Source organism: Bradyrhizobium sp. AUGA SZCCT0105 (assembly GCF_018129565.1).
GTDB lineage: Bacteria > Pseudomonadota > Alphaproteobacteria > Rhizobiales > Xanthobacteraceae > Bradyrhizobium.
Genome location: NZ_JAFCMK010000001.1, coordinates 689724 through 705311, shown reverse-complemented (window position 1 = coordinate 705311; position 15588 = coordinate 689724). Strand labels below are relative to the sequence as shown.

At 65.5% G+C, this 15588-nt stretch carries 11 protein-coding genes; 8 read left to right on the top strand and 3 right to left on the bottom strand.

What is annotated here, in order from left to right:
• The first annotated feature begins 52 nt into the window (after positions 1-52).
• The 4 genes from JQ573_RS03245 to JQ573_RS03230 all read left to right on the top strand — a co-directional run bounded on the left by JQ573_RS03245 (position 53) and on the right by JQ573_RS03230 (position 4597).
• On the top strand, positions 53-421 hold the full coding sequence (locus JQ573_RS03245) for a hypothetical protein (protein ID WP_092113833.1): 369 nt from the start codon (positions 53-55) through the stop codon (positions 419-421).
• A gap of 128 nt (positions 422-549) precedes the next feature.
• Positions 550-2610: a DNA topoisomerase IV subunit B gene (gene parE / locus JQ573_RS03240; RefSeq protein WP_212317469.1), complete on the top strand. Its 2061-nt coding sequence runs from the start codon at positions 550-552 to the stop codon at positions 2608-2610.
• A 228-nt stretch (positions 2611-2838) separates the two neighbouring features.
• Positions 2839-3630 (top strand): outer membrane protein, encoded by a 792-nt coding sequence (locus tag JQ573_RS03235; protein ID WP_212317471.1) that lies wholly within the window; start codon positions 2839-2841, stop codon positions 3628-3630.
• Between the two features lie 196 nt (positions 3631-3826).
• Entirely contained in the window at positions 3827-4597 is a 771-nt protein-coding gene (locus JQ573_RS03230; RefSeq protein WP_212317473.1) for an SDR family NAD(P)-dependent oxidoreductase, read from the top strand.
• 74 nt (positions 4598-4671) lie between these two features.
• Here the strand turns inward: JQ573_RS03230 and JQ573_RS03225 are convergent, their stop codons facing one another.
• From JQ573_RS03225 to JQ573_RS03215, 3 genes are all read right to left on the bottom strand, one after another.
• The gene (locus JQ573_RS03225; protein WP_212317475.1) at positions 4672-5448 is read right to left on the bottom strand and encodes an outer membrane protein; all 777 of its coding nucleotides are present in this window, start codon (positions 5446-5448) and stop codon (positions 4672-4674) included.
• 199 nt (positions 5449-5647) lie between these two features.
• Positions 5648-6892 carry an FAD-dependent oxidoreductase gene (locus JQ573_RS03220; RefSeq protein WP_212317477.1) on the bottom strand — a complete coding sequence of 415 codons (1245 nt, stop codon included), beginning with the start codon at positions 6890-6892 and terminating at the stop codon, positions 5648-5650.
• A gap of 61 nt (positions 6893-6953) precedes the next feature.
• Entirely contained in the window at positions 6954-8450 is a 1497-nt protein-coding gene (locus JQ573_RS03215; RefSeq protein WP_212317479.1) for a caspase family protein, read from the bottom strand.
• A gap of 248 nt (positions 8451-8698) precedes the next feature.
• On the opposite strand from JQ573_RS03215, the gene JQ573_RS03210 reads away from it, so the two are divergent.
• The 4 genes from JQ573_RS03210 (at position 8699) to JQ573_RS03195 (ending at position 15444) form a co-directional block, all read left to right on the top strand.
• The gene (locus tag JQ573_RS03210) at positions 8699-9706 is read left to right on the top strand and encodes a helix-turn-helix transcriptional regulator (RefSeq protein WP_212317481.1); all 1008 of its coding nucleotides are present in this window, start codon (positions 8699-8701) and stop codon (positions 9704-9706) included.
• Between the two features lie 57 nt (positions 9707-9763).
• A complete protein-coding gene (locus tag JQ573_RS03205; protein ID WP_212317483.1) occupies positions 9764-10378 on the top strand; it encodes a TetR/AcrR family transcriptional regulator in 615 nt (204 codons plus the stop codon).
• A gap of 187 nt (positions 10379-10565) precedes the next feature.
• Entirely contained in the window at positions 10566-11390 is an 825-nt protein-coding gene (locus JQ573_RS03200; protein WP_212317485.1) for a helix-turn-helix transcriptional regulator, read from the top strand.
• A gap of 181 nt (positions 11391-11571) precedes the next feature.
• Positions 11572-15444 (top strand): autotransporter outer membrane beta-barrel domain-containing protein, encoded by a 3873-nt coding sequence (locus tag JQ573_RS03195; protein ID WP_212317487.1) that lies wholly within the window; start codon positions 11572-11574, stop codon positions 15442-15444.
• Positions 15445-15588 lie beyond the last annotated feature (144 nt).

Below are 15588 nucleotides of genomic sequence, written 5' to 3'. Positions count from 1 at the left end.
CCTGCGGTCCGGGTTGGCTGGCCCCTCCCTCATAAGAAAAAGGAATCACTGGATGATCGGGTCACTGATGATGTGCGTCGGCGTTCTCGTCTTGTTGTTCGGAATGCTCGCGGGCATCGCCATGGGTATCCAGCACGACTTCACGTTGGGGCCGGCGCATGCGCATCTCAATCTCGTCGGCGGCGTGCTGCTGTTCCTGTTCGGCCTGTACTACCGGCTGGTGCCGGCGGCAGGAACCATGTTGCTCGCCAGGATCCAGGGCTGGCTGCATATCGTCGGCGGCATCCTGTTTCCGGCCGGCGTGGCCGCGGTGTTGCTGAAGGGTCCCGCGTTCGAGGCAGCGCCGATCGTGGGATCGCTGATGGTGGTCGCCGCCATGGCCCTGTTCACGGTCGTTGTATTCCGCACCTCGCGGGCGTAATCGCAGGCTCCTATCTACACAGGCGGCCGGGCCCTAACGGCGCGGCCGCCCCCATTTGGCAGCCCATCCGTGGCATAGTCAGAGCAACCGATTCGCTGCGCCCAAGCCGGCGCACTACTTGAAGAGCCATGTCCAAACCGCTGAAATCAAACGCCAAAAGTAAATCTGCCGACGATCTGTTCGGAGCCCCGGAGCCGAAGGGACGCGCCCCGGCGAAGGCTGCTTCCCGGCCCACGGGAAGTGCCGAAGCCGGCTATACGGCGGCCGATATCGAGGTGCTGGAAGGGCTGGAACCGGTCCGCCGGCGGCCCGGCATGTATATCGGCGGCACCGACGAGAAGGCGCTACACCATCTGTTCGCCGAGGTGATCGACAACTGCATGGACGAGGCCCTCGCCGGCCACGCCACCTTCATCGACGTGGAGTTGACCACCGACGGCTTCCTGACCGTGACCGACAATGGCCGCGGCATCCCGGTCGATCCGCATCCGAAATTCCCGAAGAAGTCCGCGCTCGAAGTCATCATGTGCACGCTGCATTCGGGCGGCAAGTTCGACTCCAAGGTCTACGAGACCTCGGGCGGCCTGCACGGCGTCGGCGTCTCCGTGGTCAACGCCCTCTCGTCACGGCTCGAGGTCGAGGTCGCGCGCAGCGGGCAGTTGCACCGCATGACCTTCGAGCGCGGCCATCCCAAGGGCAAGCTCGAAGACCTCGGCAAGGTCAACAACCGCCGCGGCACGCGGATCCGCTTCAAGCCGGATACCGACATTTTCGGCGCCAAGGCGGCCTTCAAGCCGCAGCGTCTATTCAAGATGACGCGCTCGAAGGCGTACCTGTTCGGCGGTGTCGAGATTCGCTGGCATTGCGATCAGGAGTTGTTGAAGGGCGTTGAGGACGTCCCGGCGGAAGCCAAGTTCCACTTCCCCGGCGGCCTGAAGGATTATCTGGCCGCGGCGATCCATGCCGACACGCTGGTGCATCAGGATATCTTCTCCGGCAAATCCGGCCGCAGCGGCGCGCATGGCGCCTGCGAATGGGCGGTGGCCTGGACGGCCGACGCCGACGGCTTCCTGTCGTCCTACACCAACACGGTGCCGACGCCCGATGGCGGCACGCATGAATCGGGTCTGCGCAGCGCATTGCTGCGCGGCCTGAAGGACCACGCCGAGCGCGCCGGTCAGGGCAAGCGCGCGGCCTCCATCACTTCGGAAGACGTGATGGTGGGCGCGGCCGTGATGCTCTCGGTGTTCGTGCGCGAGCCTGAATTCCAGGGCCAAACGAAAGATCGCCTCGCCACCGCCGAAGCGCAGCGCATCGTCGAACAGGCGATGAAGGACCCGTTCGACCACTGGCTGTCAGGCAATCCGAACCAGGCCAACCGGCTGCTCGACTTCGTGATCGATCGCGCCGAGGAACGGCTGCGCCGCCGCCAGGAAAAGGAAACCGCGCGCAAGTCCGCCGGCAAAAAGCTGCGTCTTCCCGGCAAGCTTGCGGATTGCTCCGATGCCGGCACCGAAGGCTCTGAACTTTTCATCGTCGAAGGCGACTCGGCCGGCGGCAGCGCCAAGCAGGCACGCGATCGCAAGACGCAGGCCGTGCTGCCGCTGCGCGGCAAGATCCTCAACGTCGCCTCTGCCGGCAAGGACAAGCTGACCGCCAACGCGCAGCTCTCCGATCTCGTCCAGGCGATCGGCAGCGGCACGCTCGCGCACTACCGCGAAGAGGATTTGCGCTATCAGCGCATCATCATCATGACCGACGCCGACGTCGACGGCGCGCACATCGCATCGCTCCTGATCACCTTCTTCTACCGGCAGATGCCACGGCTGATCGACGAGGGACATCTCTATCTGGCGGTGCCGCCGCTCTACAAATTGAAGCACGGCACCAAGTCGGTTTACGCCCGCGACGACGCCCACAAGGAAGAGTTGCTCAAGAGCGAATTCAACGCCAACGCCAAGGTCGAGGTGAATCGCTTCAAAGGCCTCGGTGAGATGATGCCGGCGCAGCTGAAGGAGACCACGATGGATCCGGCCAAGCGCACGCTGCTGCGCGTGGTGCTGCTCGCCGACGATCGCGAGGGCACCGCCGACTCGGTCGAGCGGCTGATGGGCACCAAGGCGGAAGCCCGCTTTGCCTTCATCTCCGACAAGGCCGAATTCGCAAGCGACGATCTGCTCGACGTTTAGGCCTCAACCGGCTGATTTGAAATGATTTTCCGGCCGCCCCTCGATCGGGGCGGCCGTTTTCATTCGCGTATTCGGAGAGCGTCTGCGGTTTCGTTTTCGGGCGGTTGTGTCTCACCCGCAACAGCATTTCCGGCGGAACTACGTATAGTCCCGACATGAGTTTCGGGAATCGGTGCCATCGCGCCCCCGTCAGCGACCCGATCGAACGCTAAAGTCGAGGATTTGGATATGAAGAAGATTTTGCTCGCTCTGACCGCGGTTGCTGCGATGACGGGTTCCGCGTCGGCTGCCGATCTGGCCGCCCGCCCCTACACCAAGGCTCCGGCCCCGATCGCAGTGGCGCCGAGCTGGACCGGCTTCTACATCTTCGGCGGCGGCGGCGGCGGCGTCTGGGACGCTGACACCGGTGTCCAGTCGACCGTCACGGGCGCGCCAATCCTCGGCTTCAACCAGCGCCAGGGCGGCGATGGCTGGTTCGGCACCGTCGGTGCGGGTTACGACTGGCAGACCGCCAACAGCTGGGTCCTCGGTGTGTTCGCCGACGGTCAGTTCGGCAGCCTGAAGGGCACGATCCAGGATCAGGGTCCGTTCATCGCCGGCAACATCAAGAACGACTACAGCTGGGCCGCCGGTGCGCGCCTCGGTTATCTGGTCGCTCCGAACGTTCTGTCCTACGTCAACGCCGGTTACTCCAGCTCGCACTGGAAGGGCACCACGCTGTTCAACACCGCGACCGCTCTCCCGTCCGGCCTGCACACCAACGGCTTCGATCGCAGCGGCTGGTTCGTCGGCGGCGGCGTCGAGAACAACCTGAACATCTTCGGCATCACCGCGCCGGGCTGGTTCATGAAGACCGAGTACCGCGCTGCCTATTACGACAACCGGAACATCTCGGAACTCGCCGACGTCACCAACATCTCGAACGGCCGCGACATCACCTTCAAGCCGTTCGTCCAGACCATCAGCACCTCGCTGGTCTACCGCTTCAACTGGACCGGTCCGGTTGTTGCCAAGTACTGAGCTGAATACTCCCTGCTGATCCAGCAGACGAAAAGCCCCGGCATTGTCCGGGGCTTTTTTGTTGCCTGAGCGCTGTCGAGAACGATCTCGCGCGCACGCCTCCTGGCGCAGGGCCGACCGGCCGCGCCCGATCTGGTCAGCGCTGTGGCGATCGGGCACTCTCGCGACCGGATTCAAACCACAGCGGACAACAACAATGAGAAACGGACAGTTTGATCTCTCGGGCCGGGTCGCGATCGTCACCGGCGGCAATGGCGGCATCGGGCTTGGCATGGCGCGCGGCCTGGCGGATGCCGGCGCGGCGGTTGCCGTGGTCGGCCGCAACGAGGCGAAATCGAAGGCTGCCGTCGAGGACCTCGGCAAGCGTGGTATCAAGGCGATCGCGGTGGCAACCGACGTGACCGACAAGGCCGCCGTCGCGGCCATGGTCGATCGGGTCATCGGCGAGCTCGGCCGGATCGACATCCTCGTCAACAACGCCGGCATGAGCATCCGCAAGCCGCCGCACGAGCTCGAGCTCGACGAGTGGAGCAAGGTGATCGACACCAACCTCACCAGCGCCTTCCTGTGCTCGAAGGCGGCCTATCCGGCGCTCAAGGCCTCGGGCCACGGCAAGATCATCAACATCGGCTCGATGATGTCGATTTTCGGCGCGAGCTTCGCTGCGGCCTATGCCGCAAGCAAGGGCGGCATCGTGCAGTACACCCGCGCCTGCGCCAACGCCTGGGCGCCCGACAACATCCAGGTCAACGCCATCCTGCCCGGCTGGATCGACACCGATCTGACGAAGGGCGCGCGCCAGCAGGTCGCCGGGCTGCACGAGCGCGTGCTCGCACGCACGCCGGCGGCCCGCTGGGGAGCCATCGACGACTTCGCGGGCATCGCCGTGTTCCTGTCCTCGCCGGCGTCGGACTTCGTCACCGGCACCGCGATCCCCGTCGACGGCGGCTATTCGGTGATGGCCTGAAAACACAGGATCCATGAAACACGAGAGCCCCGGCGTTCGCCGGGGCTCCTGCATCCTGTTCGCCTCAGTGTCGTTCAGTAGCGCGCGATGGCCGGCGCGTCGAACTTGTAATTCACGCGCACCACCGCCCACTGGATGTCACGCGGCTTGGCATCGAACGTGTAGGTGCCCGCCGCGGTGCCGGCGAGCTGATAGGTCTGGCGCTCGAAGGCCGCGTAATTGTATTCGACGCCGATGGTCCAGTTGCGGGTGATGCCGTATTCCCAGCCGGCGCCGACCGTCCAGCCGCTGGCCCAATGGGTCTGGCTGCCGGAGCCCGTTGCCGGCGGAAGGTTGTCGACGACGGACAGGCGGTTGTTCACGCCGGCATAGCCGCCCTTGAAATAGAGCAGGTTGTTCTGGATCGCGTAGCCGGCACGACCGACGATCGTTGCCATGACGTTCGAGCGCCAGCTGAATTGATCGTCGCGGCCGACGCCGAACACCGTGTTGGTGACGCGGCCGGAATTGTCGAGCCCGGAGATCGTGCCCTCGACGCCGAACACGAAGTTGTTGGCCTGCCAGTTGTAGCCGATCTGACCGCCACCCATGAAGCCCGAGCCGCGCTGCCGAAAGCCCTGGCCGGGCGCGAGATCGCCGAACGCCGTCGTGTTTGCGCTGTTGACCCACTGCTCGTTGGTCCAGGCGCCGCCGAGATGGCCACCGAGGTAGAAGCCGGACCAGTTGTAGACCGTTTCCACATAGGCCGGCGCCTTGGTGTACGGACGGGCTGCAAGGTCGGCGGCCGACGCAGCACCGACGCCGAGCGCCGTAGTCACGGTCAGCGCGGCAATGAATTTGGTATGAGACATGGCGGCATCCCCAGATTGCCTGATGGGGACGAGCTTTCCCAGAGAGACCCTTACCAAAAGCAAACCGTGGGAACTGGTCGCGCCGAATCCATGTGCGCCGGGTTCGAATCATGTCGGTCTGTGGCAATCACGCAACTTCTAATGACTCGTTTAAGGAGCTGTTATCCTTGATAAATTCCTTCCCTGCGCGCAACGCCCGTCAGCGCGCCGCCGGCGAATGGACGTGCTCCGGCCGCACCCCGATCGCGACAAGACGCGCCGTCAGCCCTTGCAGCCAGGGCATCGCGGTGATCAACCGCAACGCGAACGTCACCGGTTGATCGCCACCCTTCAGCGCAGCGCTGATGAGGTTGTTCTGCCCAATCACCTGCATGCGTTGGGTCACCCGGACCGGGAATTCGCGGCGACGCCGCACGGCGTCGAGCTCGTCCTCCGGCGGACAGCCTTGCGCGAGCTTGGCCGCCAGGATGTTGGCGGTCGCGACCGCGTCCTGCACCGCGAGGTTGACGCCGACGCCGCCGATCGGCGACATCGCGTGCGCGGCGTCGCCGATACAGAGCAGGCCGGGACGGGTCCAGCGGGTCAAGCGATTGATCGCAACCGTGAGCAGCTTGACGTCGTCGAAACTCTTCACGTCGGCAATGCCGGCCTTGAGGATCGGCGCGAGCCGCAGCACGTCGTCGAGCAGCGCCGGCAATCCCCTCGCCTTCACGGCTTCATATTGTCCCTTGGCGATCACATAGGCGCATTGCCAATAGTCGCCGCGATCGAACGTCACCATCATCTTGCCGTGGTCGATGCGGGCGAACAAATTCTCGGTCTCGTCCCGGCGCCGCCCGACGCGAAACCACAGCACGTCCATCGGCGCGCCGATCTCCTCGACGTCGAGGCCGGCGCGCTCGCGCACGATCGAATGGCGGCCGTCGCAGCCGATGGTGAGATCCGCCTCGATCTCGATCGGGCCATCAGGCGTGTTCACATGGACGCCCGCAACTGCGTCGCCGCGCCGGATCAGGTCGGTCGCCTCGGCGCTGATCAGCACCTTGAGCGAAGGGAAACGCTTGCCGCTCTCGCGCAGGAAATTGAGGAAGTCCCACTGCGGCATCATCGCGATGAAGGGATATTTGACGCTGAGGCGGCTGAGGTCGGCGATCCGCACCGAGGTGCCGCCGAACATGCCGTCGAGCTTCTGGATGTCCTGGTGCGGCAGCTTCAGGAAGCCGTCGATCAGACCGAGCTCGTCCATCACCTGCAGGGTCGACGGATGCACGGTGTCGCCGCGGAAGTCGCGGAAGAAATCGGCGTGCTTCTCCAACACCACGACGTCGATCCCGGCGCGTCCGAGCAGATAGCCGAGCATCATGCCGGCCGGCCCGCCGCCGACCACGCAGCAGCGCACCTTCATCTGACGCGCCTTCGGCGTTGCCGGATTGCCTGCGTCCATGATGCCGTCCTTATCGCTGCCTCGCCGACTGTAACGCGGATCGAACGACAAGGATGCAAGGCTATCGCCTGAACGTCTTGATTTCCGACACGCTGCCGTCGCGGTAGGTCAGCTCCACCGAAACCGATTTGGTCTGCGGCGCGAGCTTCAGATAGGGCTGCGCGTCGGACGGGATTGCGCTCGGGTCGCGCGAATTGCAGGCCGGCATCTTCAACACCTTGTCCGGCACCGCGGTGTCGATGCCGATCCGCACCTCGCGGATCGCACAGCGATAGGACATCAGATGCGTGTAGTAGACGAGCAGCCCGTTGAACTCGCGGAACGACAGCCAGCTCGTCGCGGTCATGTCGAGGATCTTGCGCTGGTCGCGGATCAGCGCGGCGTCGGGATCGAACTTGATCGGAAATGGCCCCTGCATCTCGCCCTGCGTATCGACGTAGCGAAGCTCGATCGTCGCCGCCGGCGCATCGGCCGGCAGCTCGATCGATGGATTGGGCATTCGCTTGCGCGTGCGCGGATCGAGCGTGTCCATGAAGCCGGTTTCGCGGAAATCGCCGCTATCGCCGATCCGCCAGGAGATGCCGAGCGTCGGATCGGCGATCGAGAACACGACGGTCCAGCCGCCATTGTGCCGCGAGAAGCTCGCGATCGGCGCGTTGATGGAATCCTCCTTCGGCAGCTTCGGCACCGAGACCGGCGGCAGCGCGGCCACCTGCTGCGGCGGAGCGGACGGCTTGGCCGCCTCCGCCTGCCCCTTGGCGATCCCGTTCAGGAAGACGTCGTCGACCATCTGGTCGAAATAGACCGGGATCTGCTTGTGCTTCACGGTCTCGGCCATCTCGCTGACCAGACGCCGTGTACGCTGGGCGACCTGCACCAGGTTTTCACCGGGCTGCAGCAGCTCCCTGGCAAAGGTTCGCGTGAACACCGAATTGGGATTGGCGTCGTCGTTCGAGAGACGGTCGAGCGCGGTCTGGCGCGGCCCCGCCGAAAACACCGAGAACACGCCTTCGGGCAGCTGCGTCATCGGCGCGAGGCCACCGCCGCCGGCAACCGCGCGCGTCCCGGCGCGCTCGAACGGATTGTTGCGGCAGGCGTCGAACACCAGGATCGAGGTCCGCGCCTTCTTGTTCTGCAATCGCTCGATGATGCGGTCGGCGAGAACCGAAGCGTCGCGCACCAGCTCTTCCTGCCCTTCGGTGGCGGATGGCACGTCGGTCGGCAGCAGGAAATTCTGGCCTGCGATCTCGAAGCCGTGGCCGGCATAGAAGAAGAATGCGGTGTCGCCGGGTTCCACGGCGCGGTCGAAGGCGAGCAGCGTCTCGGAGAAGGCCTGCCGGTTCAAATTCTCGGCCACCATGACGTTGAAACCGAGCTGCTTCAGGGTGTCGCCCATGGTGCGGGCGTCGTTGACCGCTTTCTGCAGCTTGGGCACGTTCCTGTAATCATTGTTGCCGATCACCAGCGCCACGCGCTTTTCAGCCTGGGCGGGCGCCGCCGACGCAACACATGCGACCGCCAACAGGGCCGCTGAAAGTCTCGAAAGCCAGCTCTTCATCCCAATTCCCGCCTGCACGACAAGTGCGCCGCTCGTGCGACCGCCGCCTAATAGTCGGATCAGCCGTTTGGCCGGTTCAAGGCCGACGCCGGACGGCCGCCGCGACCACCCCTTGGCGCCCTCTTGGCTACCATGGGGCGTCCCGTCCGCCTTCGGTCAAGTTTCTTTTTACGGGCCGCGTGTTAGATTCCGGCTTCCATCCGGCGCGAGCTCTCCGCACGTCCCAAGGGCACTCCAGGGGCATTCCCGTGTACACATGGTCCACTGAACAGGTCGATCCCCGCGATCGCTTCGACTATTGGCGCGAGGTGCGCGCCAAGGGGTTGTTCGGCGTCACCGCGGAACTCGAACCCGAGCGCCGCCGCGACTTCTTCGGCGAGTTCTCGCTGCGCCAGCTCGGCGATGCCGGGCTGGTCGAGCTGCGTGCCTCGCCCTACCGCGTCGAGCGGCGCGCCGGCGACATCGCGGACGCGCGCAGCGACAGCCTGTGTATCTACCAGCAGCTCGGCGGTGGCGGCTGGTTCGGCGGCGCGCGGCTCGATGAATTCGCGGTGCGCGACGGCATGTTCGCGACCAGCTATTCGGACCTGCCCTATCGCACCGCCCCGCTGCACGATGACGGCTTCCATTTGCGCATCATCAAGATTCCGGTGACGAACGTCGTCCCGGCGGGCGCCGAACTCGGCGAACTGGTCCCAAGGCCCGTGCAGGATGAGACCGCGCTGCAGCCGCTGCTGGAATCCTGCTTCCGCGACCTCATCGAAGGCCATGACGCCACCGCGGCGGATACGGCCCCGATGCTGCAGGCACTCGCCCATATCGCGCTGATCGAGCGCGGCATCATGCGGCCGAAGAGCCGGCTCGCGCAGCAGGCCCTGCGAAGCGCCCATCTGTCGCTGGCCTGCCGCCTGATCCGGCGACATCTCGCGAATGCGGCGCTGACGCCAAGCCTGATCGCCGGCCTGCTCGGCATCTCGGTCCGTCACCTGCACATCCTGTTCGAGGAAACTGAGAAGACTTTCTCGGAGACGGTCACCGCACTTCGGCTCGCGCAGAGCCGCCGCCTGCTCCGCGAGCAGTCCGGGCAGACGATCGCCGAGGTCGCGTTCGCCTGCGGCTTCGAGAGCCTCGCGACGTTCTACCGCCTCTTCAACGCGTCCGAATCGATGACCCCGGGCGATTACCGGGCACGGCCTAAACCCTCGATCCAGACCGGCCGGGACACCGGGCAGTTGCGGGTTGCTAAAGCGCCTTGATGCCCGTAATCGGGATTCCCGGCGTCACGCGCCGTCCTCGTCGTCCCTGGAATCCTGATGTCGAAGAAGATGATCAAGCCTGGACCCGACCTGCTGGCGCAGGTCAATCAGGCTTTTCTCGACTACGGCTATGGCGGGTTGTCGATGGTCGGGCTGGCCAAGGTCTGCGGCTTCACGCAGCGCGCGCTGTATTACTACTTCAGCAACAAGGAAGAGGCGTTTCGCGCCGTGATCGCCTGGCGCCACGTCGAGGACGTGGCGCTCGCGCTGGAGGCCGGCCGGTCCGTGCGGGCGAAGGGCGGCGGCGCGCTGGATATTTTCGCGACGATTCTCGACGTCCGCTACGGCGAGACGCGGCGCCGCCTCACCCATTCGCCGCACACCGTCGAGCTCAATGCCGAGGCCTTCAAGCGCTGCCGCGATCTGATGATCAAATCCGCCGTCTCATTCCAGGCCGATCTGGAAGGACTGGTGATCGACTTGCAGGCCGCACGGCTGCTGAAGCTGAACGGCGCGTTCAAACCGGCGCAGATCGCGCAGGCCCTTGCGGACGGCGCACGGGCCGTCAACCAGGCGCTGCCGCCGATCGCCCGTGGCGACTTCTCGGCCCGCTACCGCCAGATGTGCGCGATGGTGCTCTACGGCTGCGCCGTGATGCCGAAGCGGAAGTAGTCCGCAACGACGGCCCGCGCACGGCCGTCGCCCATCAGCAAACCCTCCCGACTGTCAACCACAAGCGACCGGCCGGACCATTTCGCCGGGCCGTGGATAAGTTTTGCCGCTTGTTAGCTATTTCATATTTTACATGACTATGTGAAATATACGATATTGCATCGCAAGACCTTTGGAGACGTCTCGAATGGCTGACATGGGACAAGCCGACGACCCGGCCGATCGTGGCGCGCGTCGGCCGAACCGAAGTGATCTGCCTGCGCGCATTGAGACGATAATTTCCGGCGATTTCGTCAGAACCGCGCTGGCGCTTCGCCCGGACGCGGCACAGCCAATTTCCCTACCGGCGACGCGCGCTCTGAAGCAGAGCGAGAGGTCATGCATGATGCGCAGCAAGCAAATGGATCACAGCCCGGAAACGCCATCCACCGGCGCGGCTCGCGCTCTTGCCCCCGATGCCGGAGAGCTATGCGTCGATCAAACTCCCGCGCTTGCGCGTCGGAATTCACCGACGGCAAGCAATCGCGGCTGGGCGCCGTTGCTCGAAGCCTGCCTTGCCGATTTCAAGGAGGCCACCGAGGCCGGTGACACCGCGAGCATTGCTGCGCTGGTCAAGATCGTGGCGGACCTCGCGTTGATCGAGCGCGGCGCGATCAGGCCGGGCAGCCGCCGCGCCCAGCAGGCGCTGCGCGTCGGCCGACTCAGCCTGGCGCGCCGCCTGATCACGCGCCATCTCGCGAAGCCGGCGCTGTCGCCAGGGATGGTCGCCGACATACTCGGCGTCTCGGTCCGTTACCTGCACGTTTTGTTTGAAGCGACCGGGGCGAGCTTCTCACAAACCGTCACGGCCCAGCGCTTGAGCGAGAGCCGCAGGCTGCTTTGTGAAAAGCCGCCGCGGCCGATCGCCGATATCGCCCTCGCCTGCGGGTTTGGCAGCCTCGCCACTTTCTACCGGACCTTCAGCGCATCCGAGGGCCTGACGCCGGGCGAGTACCGGGCTGCGGGACTCTAGGCCGACGGCACTGCGCTGGAGCCGATCTGGCGCTGCCGGTGCAGCATGGTGCCGAGCGGCCACACCTGTGCTCATTTCTGCGGGAGGTGCGCTTTGGATCGACGGTATGCGCGCACTGAGAAGACAGCGCACGACCGTTGCGCCAGAAACGTGCAGATACAATGGGGCGTGGGGCAAGGTTATGATCGGCATCGGCGGCAGGCTGACGATGTGGCGCGGCGCGCTGCTCGGCTCGGCGTCACTGATCGCGCTGGCCGCCGCGACCGAAGCGCAGGCGGCCTGCCAGGGCCTCAGCGGCACCATAGCCACGTCAAACAACGTCCTCTGCGACGCCGCCAACCCGGCCGGCGGGCGCCTTAACGTCACGCGTTTCTCAAACGATCTCACGGTTACCGTCAACGCCGGCGCCGGAATTACCGGCGGCGCAGCGGCGAGCAGCGGCGGCAACCTGACTTTCAATCACAACGACCTCGCCGGGATCACCGCATCAACCTTTTACGACGGCGTCGTGCTCAGCGCCCAAGGCACGATCACCTACACGGGGTCGGCCGACGTCACCGCCGGCGTGTACGGGTCCGCGATCAATGCCTCGATCGGAAACGGACCGGTCTCCATTACGCAGAGCGCCGGCACGATCAGGGGCGGCAGCGGGATCCAGGTTGCGGGCAGCGGACCGAACGCCAGCGTCAACATCAACACGGTCGGAAGCCAGATCGTGGCCAGCTTGGGAATCTACGTCCTGACCGACGGCAGCCAGTCCGACGTCACGATCGCGACAGGCGCAGTCAGCGGGGACGCAACCAATGGCAGCCGCGGAATCTTCGTCCGGATGGGACAGATCCTTCATTCTGCGCGCAATCTTTCCGCCACGACCAACGGCGCAGTCACCGGCGGCATTTATCTCCAGAACGGCGGCGTCGGCACCGTCGACCTCACCACCAATGCGAGCGTCACTGGGGGCATCCGCCTCGAAGGCAACAATTCGGCCAACACCAGCGCGTTCACGGTGAAGCTCAATCAGGACGTTAGTGGCGACGTCAGCCTATGGAACTACGGCACCGGCACCACGACGGTCCGAACGCGCGGCATCACGGGCGGTACGCTGTCCGTTTACGCCGCCGGGGGCGCCAACAACAGCCTCGTCGTGGACGGCAATATCGCCAGGGGAAGCGGCCCCGATACGTCCTTCTTCGGCACCCTGGCGTCGGTCAGCTTTTCCGCCGCCGGCGGCACCAACACCGCGACCATCAATGGCGATCTTTCCGGAACCTTCGACACCAGGGCTTCCACCCTTCCTTCGGCCGGTGGCACCGTCGCCGGTCTGTCCGCCGGGCTCGGAAGCACGTCCAGCAACGGCTCGGCGGTGCTGAACGCCAACGGTTCGATCACGGTCACCGGCATGTCACGGTCCGGCTACGTGGCAAACGTGATCGGAGCGTCCCTCGGCGCCAGCGGCGTGGTCTCGGTCGACTTCAATCTGCACGGCGCAGTGACGGCAACGTCGATCAGCGACACCGCGTCGAACGTCGTCGGCATCAGCGTGGGACAATACAATCTGGCCGCGACGCGGCTGACCGCCGACGGTGCCGTAACAGCCACCGCGATCGGCGCCGGCGGCACGGCCACCGGAATCAGCGCCTCGAGCACCAGCTTTGCTCCGACCAACATCAACACCGGCACCATGACCGTTCATGCCAATGGCGACGTGACCGCGACCTCGGACGGCGCCGCGACCGGCATCACGCTGAGCCGCGGCATTTCCAGGTTCTCGACCATCACCGCGGGACTCGGCGGCATCGACCTCGTCACCAAGGGGACCGTGAGCGCCACCTCGACCAGCGCGGCGGCGATCGGCATCAGCGGCATCATTACCCATGGTGCCGACAACGCCGCAACGCTGGCGCTACGCGCGGAAGGCAATGTCATTGCGAACGGCCTCGCCGCTGGCAGCTACGGCATCTTCGCCCAGCGCGACGGGCTCGGCGACATCAGGATCGACGCGCTGGCCGGCGTGCAAAGCACGGGCATCGGCATATCCGCCTCGCGCTCGACACCAGGCAACATCTTCATCACCACCGGCACCTTCGTCACCGGCACCAGCGGCATCACGACGTCGGGCGGCACCACCACGCTGATCGCCAACGGCACCATCACCGGCACCGGTGGCACCGCGGTGCAGTTCGGCGGCACCAACGACGTGCTGCAAGTGCAGTCCGGCGCCGTGTTCAACGGCAACATCGTCGGCAGCGGGACCAGTATCGTGCAGTTCGGCGGCACGACCGCGGGGAACTTCGACCTGTCGAAACTCGGCACTGGCTTCGCCAATTTTGGGGTTCTTGCAGGTTCGAACTGGAGCTTCACCGGCAACAACTCGAACTTTGCCGGGATGGTCAACGTCGACAGCGCGTTCATCCTCAACGGCGCGATGCCGAACGCCAGCGTCACGGTCGGTCCGACCGGCACGCTCGGCGGCAATGGCACCATCGGCAACGCGACGATCAGCGGCACGCTGTCGCCCGGCAATTCGCCCGGCACGATCACCATGGCGAGCCTGACCATGACGGCGGCGGCAACCTATCTGGTGCAGATCACCAACACGATCAGCGACAAGGCGATCGTGACCGGCACCGCCAACCTTGCCGGCAACGTCGTCGTCGATCCGCTCGAGCGGATCAGCAAGAAAACCACCTACACGATCGTCAATGCGGGAACGCTGAGCGGCACGTTCGGCTCGGCAAGCCTGCTACTCGCCAACAACCTCGCCCGTAATCCGGTGCTGAGCCATGTCGGCAACGACGTGCTGCTGTCGGTCGATCCCGGCCTGCTCTCCCCGATCCTGCCGGCCAACGCCAGCATCAACCACAGCAAAGTCGCGGGTGCGATCGACAACGGCCTGCTCGGCGGCGCCAACCTCTCCAACGCGTTCAGCGCGATCTTCAAGCTGTCGGGCGACAACCTCCTCAACGGCCTGACCCAGCTCTCCGGCGAGACCGCCGCCGGATCGCAGCAGACCACCTTCAACGCCATGAACCAGTTCATGGGCACGATGCTCGATCCCTTCATCGACGGCCGCGGCGCGACGGCGATGCCGGCCGGCGCCACGGCTTACGCTGATGACAATTCCCTGGCCTATGCCGCCAGGCGTTCGACCAGCGACGCCGCTGCCGCGATCTATCGCAAGGCGCCGATTGCCGAGAGCTACGATCCACGCTGGAGCGTGTGGGCGGCGGCCTACGGCGGCTCACAGACGACCGACGGCAACGCCGGACTCGGCTCGAACAACACCACAAGCCAGGCGTTCGGCACCGCCATCGGCGCCGACTATCGCTTCTCGCCAAACACTATCGCCGGCTTCGCGCTCGCCGGCGGCGGCACCAATTTCAACGTCGCTAATGGTGGCGGCGGCCGCTCCGACCTGTTTCAGGCCGGCGCCTTCGTCCGGCACAATGTCGGCGCGGCGTATCTCGCCGGTGCGCTGGCCTACGGCTGGCAGGACGTCACCACCGACCGCACCGTGACGGTCGGGGGTCTCGATCGCCTGCGCGCCGAATTCAACGCCAACGCCTGGTCGGGCCGCGCCGAAGGCGGCTATCGCCTCGTTGCGCGGTGGATCGGCGGCGTCGGCATCACGCCCTATGCCGCCGGCCAGTTCACGACCTTCCAGCTACCGGGCTACGCCGAGCAGGCCATCGTCGGCGCCAACACCTTTGCGCTGGCCTACAACGCGAAGAGCATCACCGACAGCCGCAGCGAGCTCGGCCTGCGCGCCGACAAATCCTTTGCGCTCTCCAATGCGGTTCTGACGCTACGCGGCCGCGCCGCCTGGTCGCATGATTTCAACCCCGACCGCAGCATCGCCGCGACCTTCCAGGCCCTGCCCGGCGCGGGCTTCGTCGTGAGCGGCGCGGCGCAAGCCTCCGACTCCGCCCTGACCACCGCCTCGGCCGAACTGAAATGGGCCAACGGCTGGTCGGCGCTCGCAAGCTTCGAGGGCGAATTCTCCAGCCTGACCCGCTCCTATGCCGGCAAAGGCGCGGTCCGTTATGCCTGGTAGGGCAGCCCGCCCCGCGGCGGGGCCGGCTGCGGCGGATTTAAGGGGAAAAGCAGCGCGAACACCCCTCACCGAGGCCCCGCCGTCAGATAGCGAGCCGGTGATTCATTTGACCGCCAAATGACGGAAACGACGGTTATTTTGGCG

Excerpts from the sequence above, each read along its gene's own strand:
- parE (WP_212317469.1), top strand. The coding sequence starts at position 550 with ATGTCCAAACCGCTGAAATCAAACGCCAAAAGTAAATCTGCCGACGAT.
- JQ573_RS03220 (WP_212317477.1), bottom strand. The coding sequence starts at position 6,892 with ATGGACGCAGGCAATCCGGCAACGCCGAAGGCGCGTCAGATGAAGGTG.
- JQ573_RS03215 (WP_212317479.1), bottom strand. The coding sequence starts at position 8,450 with ATGAAGAGCTGGCTTTCGAGACTTTCAGCGGCCCTGTTGGCGGTCGCA.
- JQ573_RS03205 (WP_212317483.1), top strand. The coding sequence starts at position 9,764 with ATGTCGAAGAAGATGATCAAGCCTGGACCCGACCTGCTGGCGCAGGTC.
- JQ573_RS03200 (WP_212317485.1), top strand. The coding sequence starts at position 10,566 with ATGGCTGACATGGGACAAGCCGACGACCCGGCCGATCGTGGCGCGCGT.
- JQ573_RS03195 (WP_212317487.1), top strand. The coding sequence starts at position 11,572 with ATGATCGGCATCGGCGGCAGGCTGACGATGTGGCGCGGCGCGCTGCTC.
- JQ573_RS03245 (WP_092113833.1), top strand. The coding sequence starts at position 53 with ATGATCGGGTCACTGATGATGTGCGTCGGCGTTCTCGTCTTGTTGTTC.
- JQ573_RS03235 (WP_212317471.1), top strand. The coding sequence starts at position 2,839 with ATGAAGAAGATTTTGCTCGCTCTGACCGCGGTTGCTGCGATGACGGGT.
- JQ573_RS03230 (WP_212317473.1), top strand. The coding sequence starts at position 3,827 with ATGAGAAACGGACAGTTTGATCTCTCGGGCCGGGTCGCGATCGTCACC.
- JQ573_RS03225 (WP_212317475.1), bottom strand. The coding sequence starts at position 5,448 with ATGTCTCATACCAAATTCATTGCCGCGCTGACCGTGACTACGGCGCTC.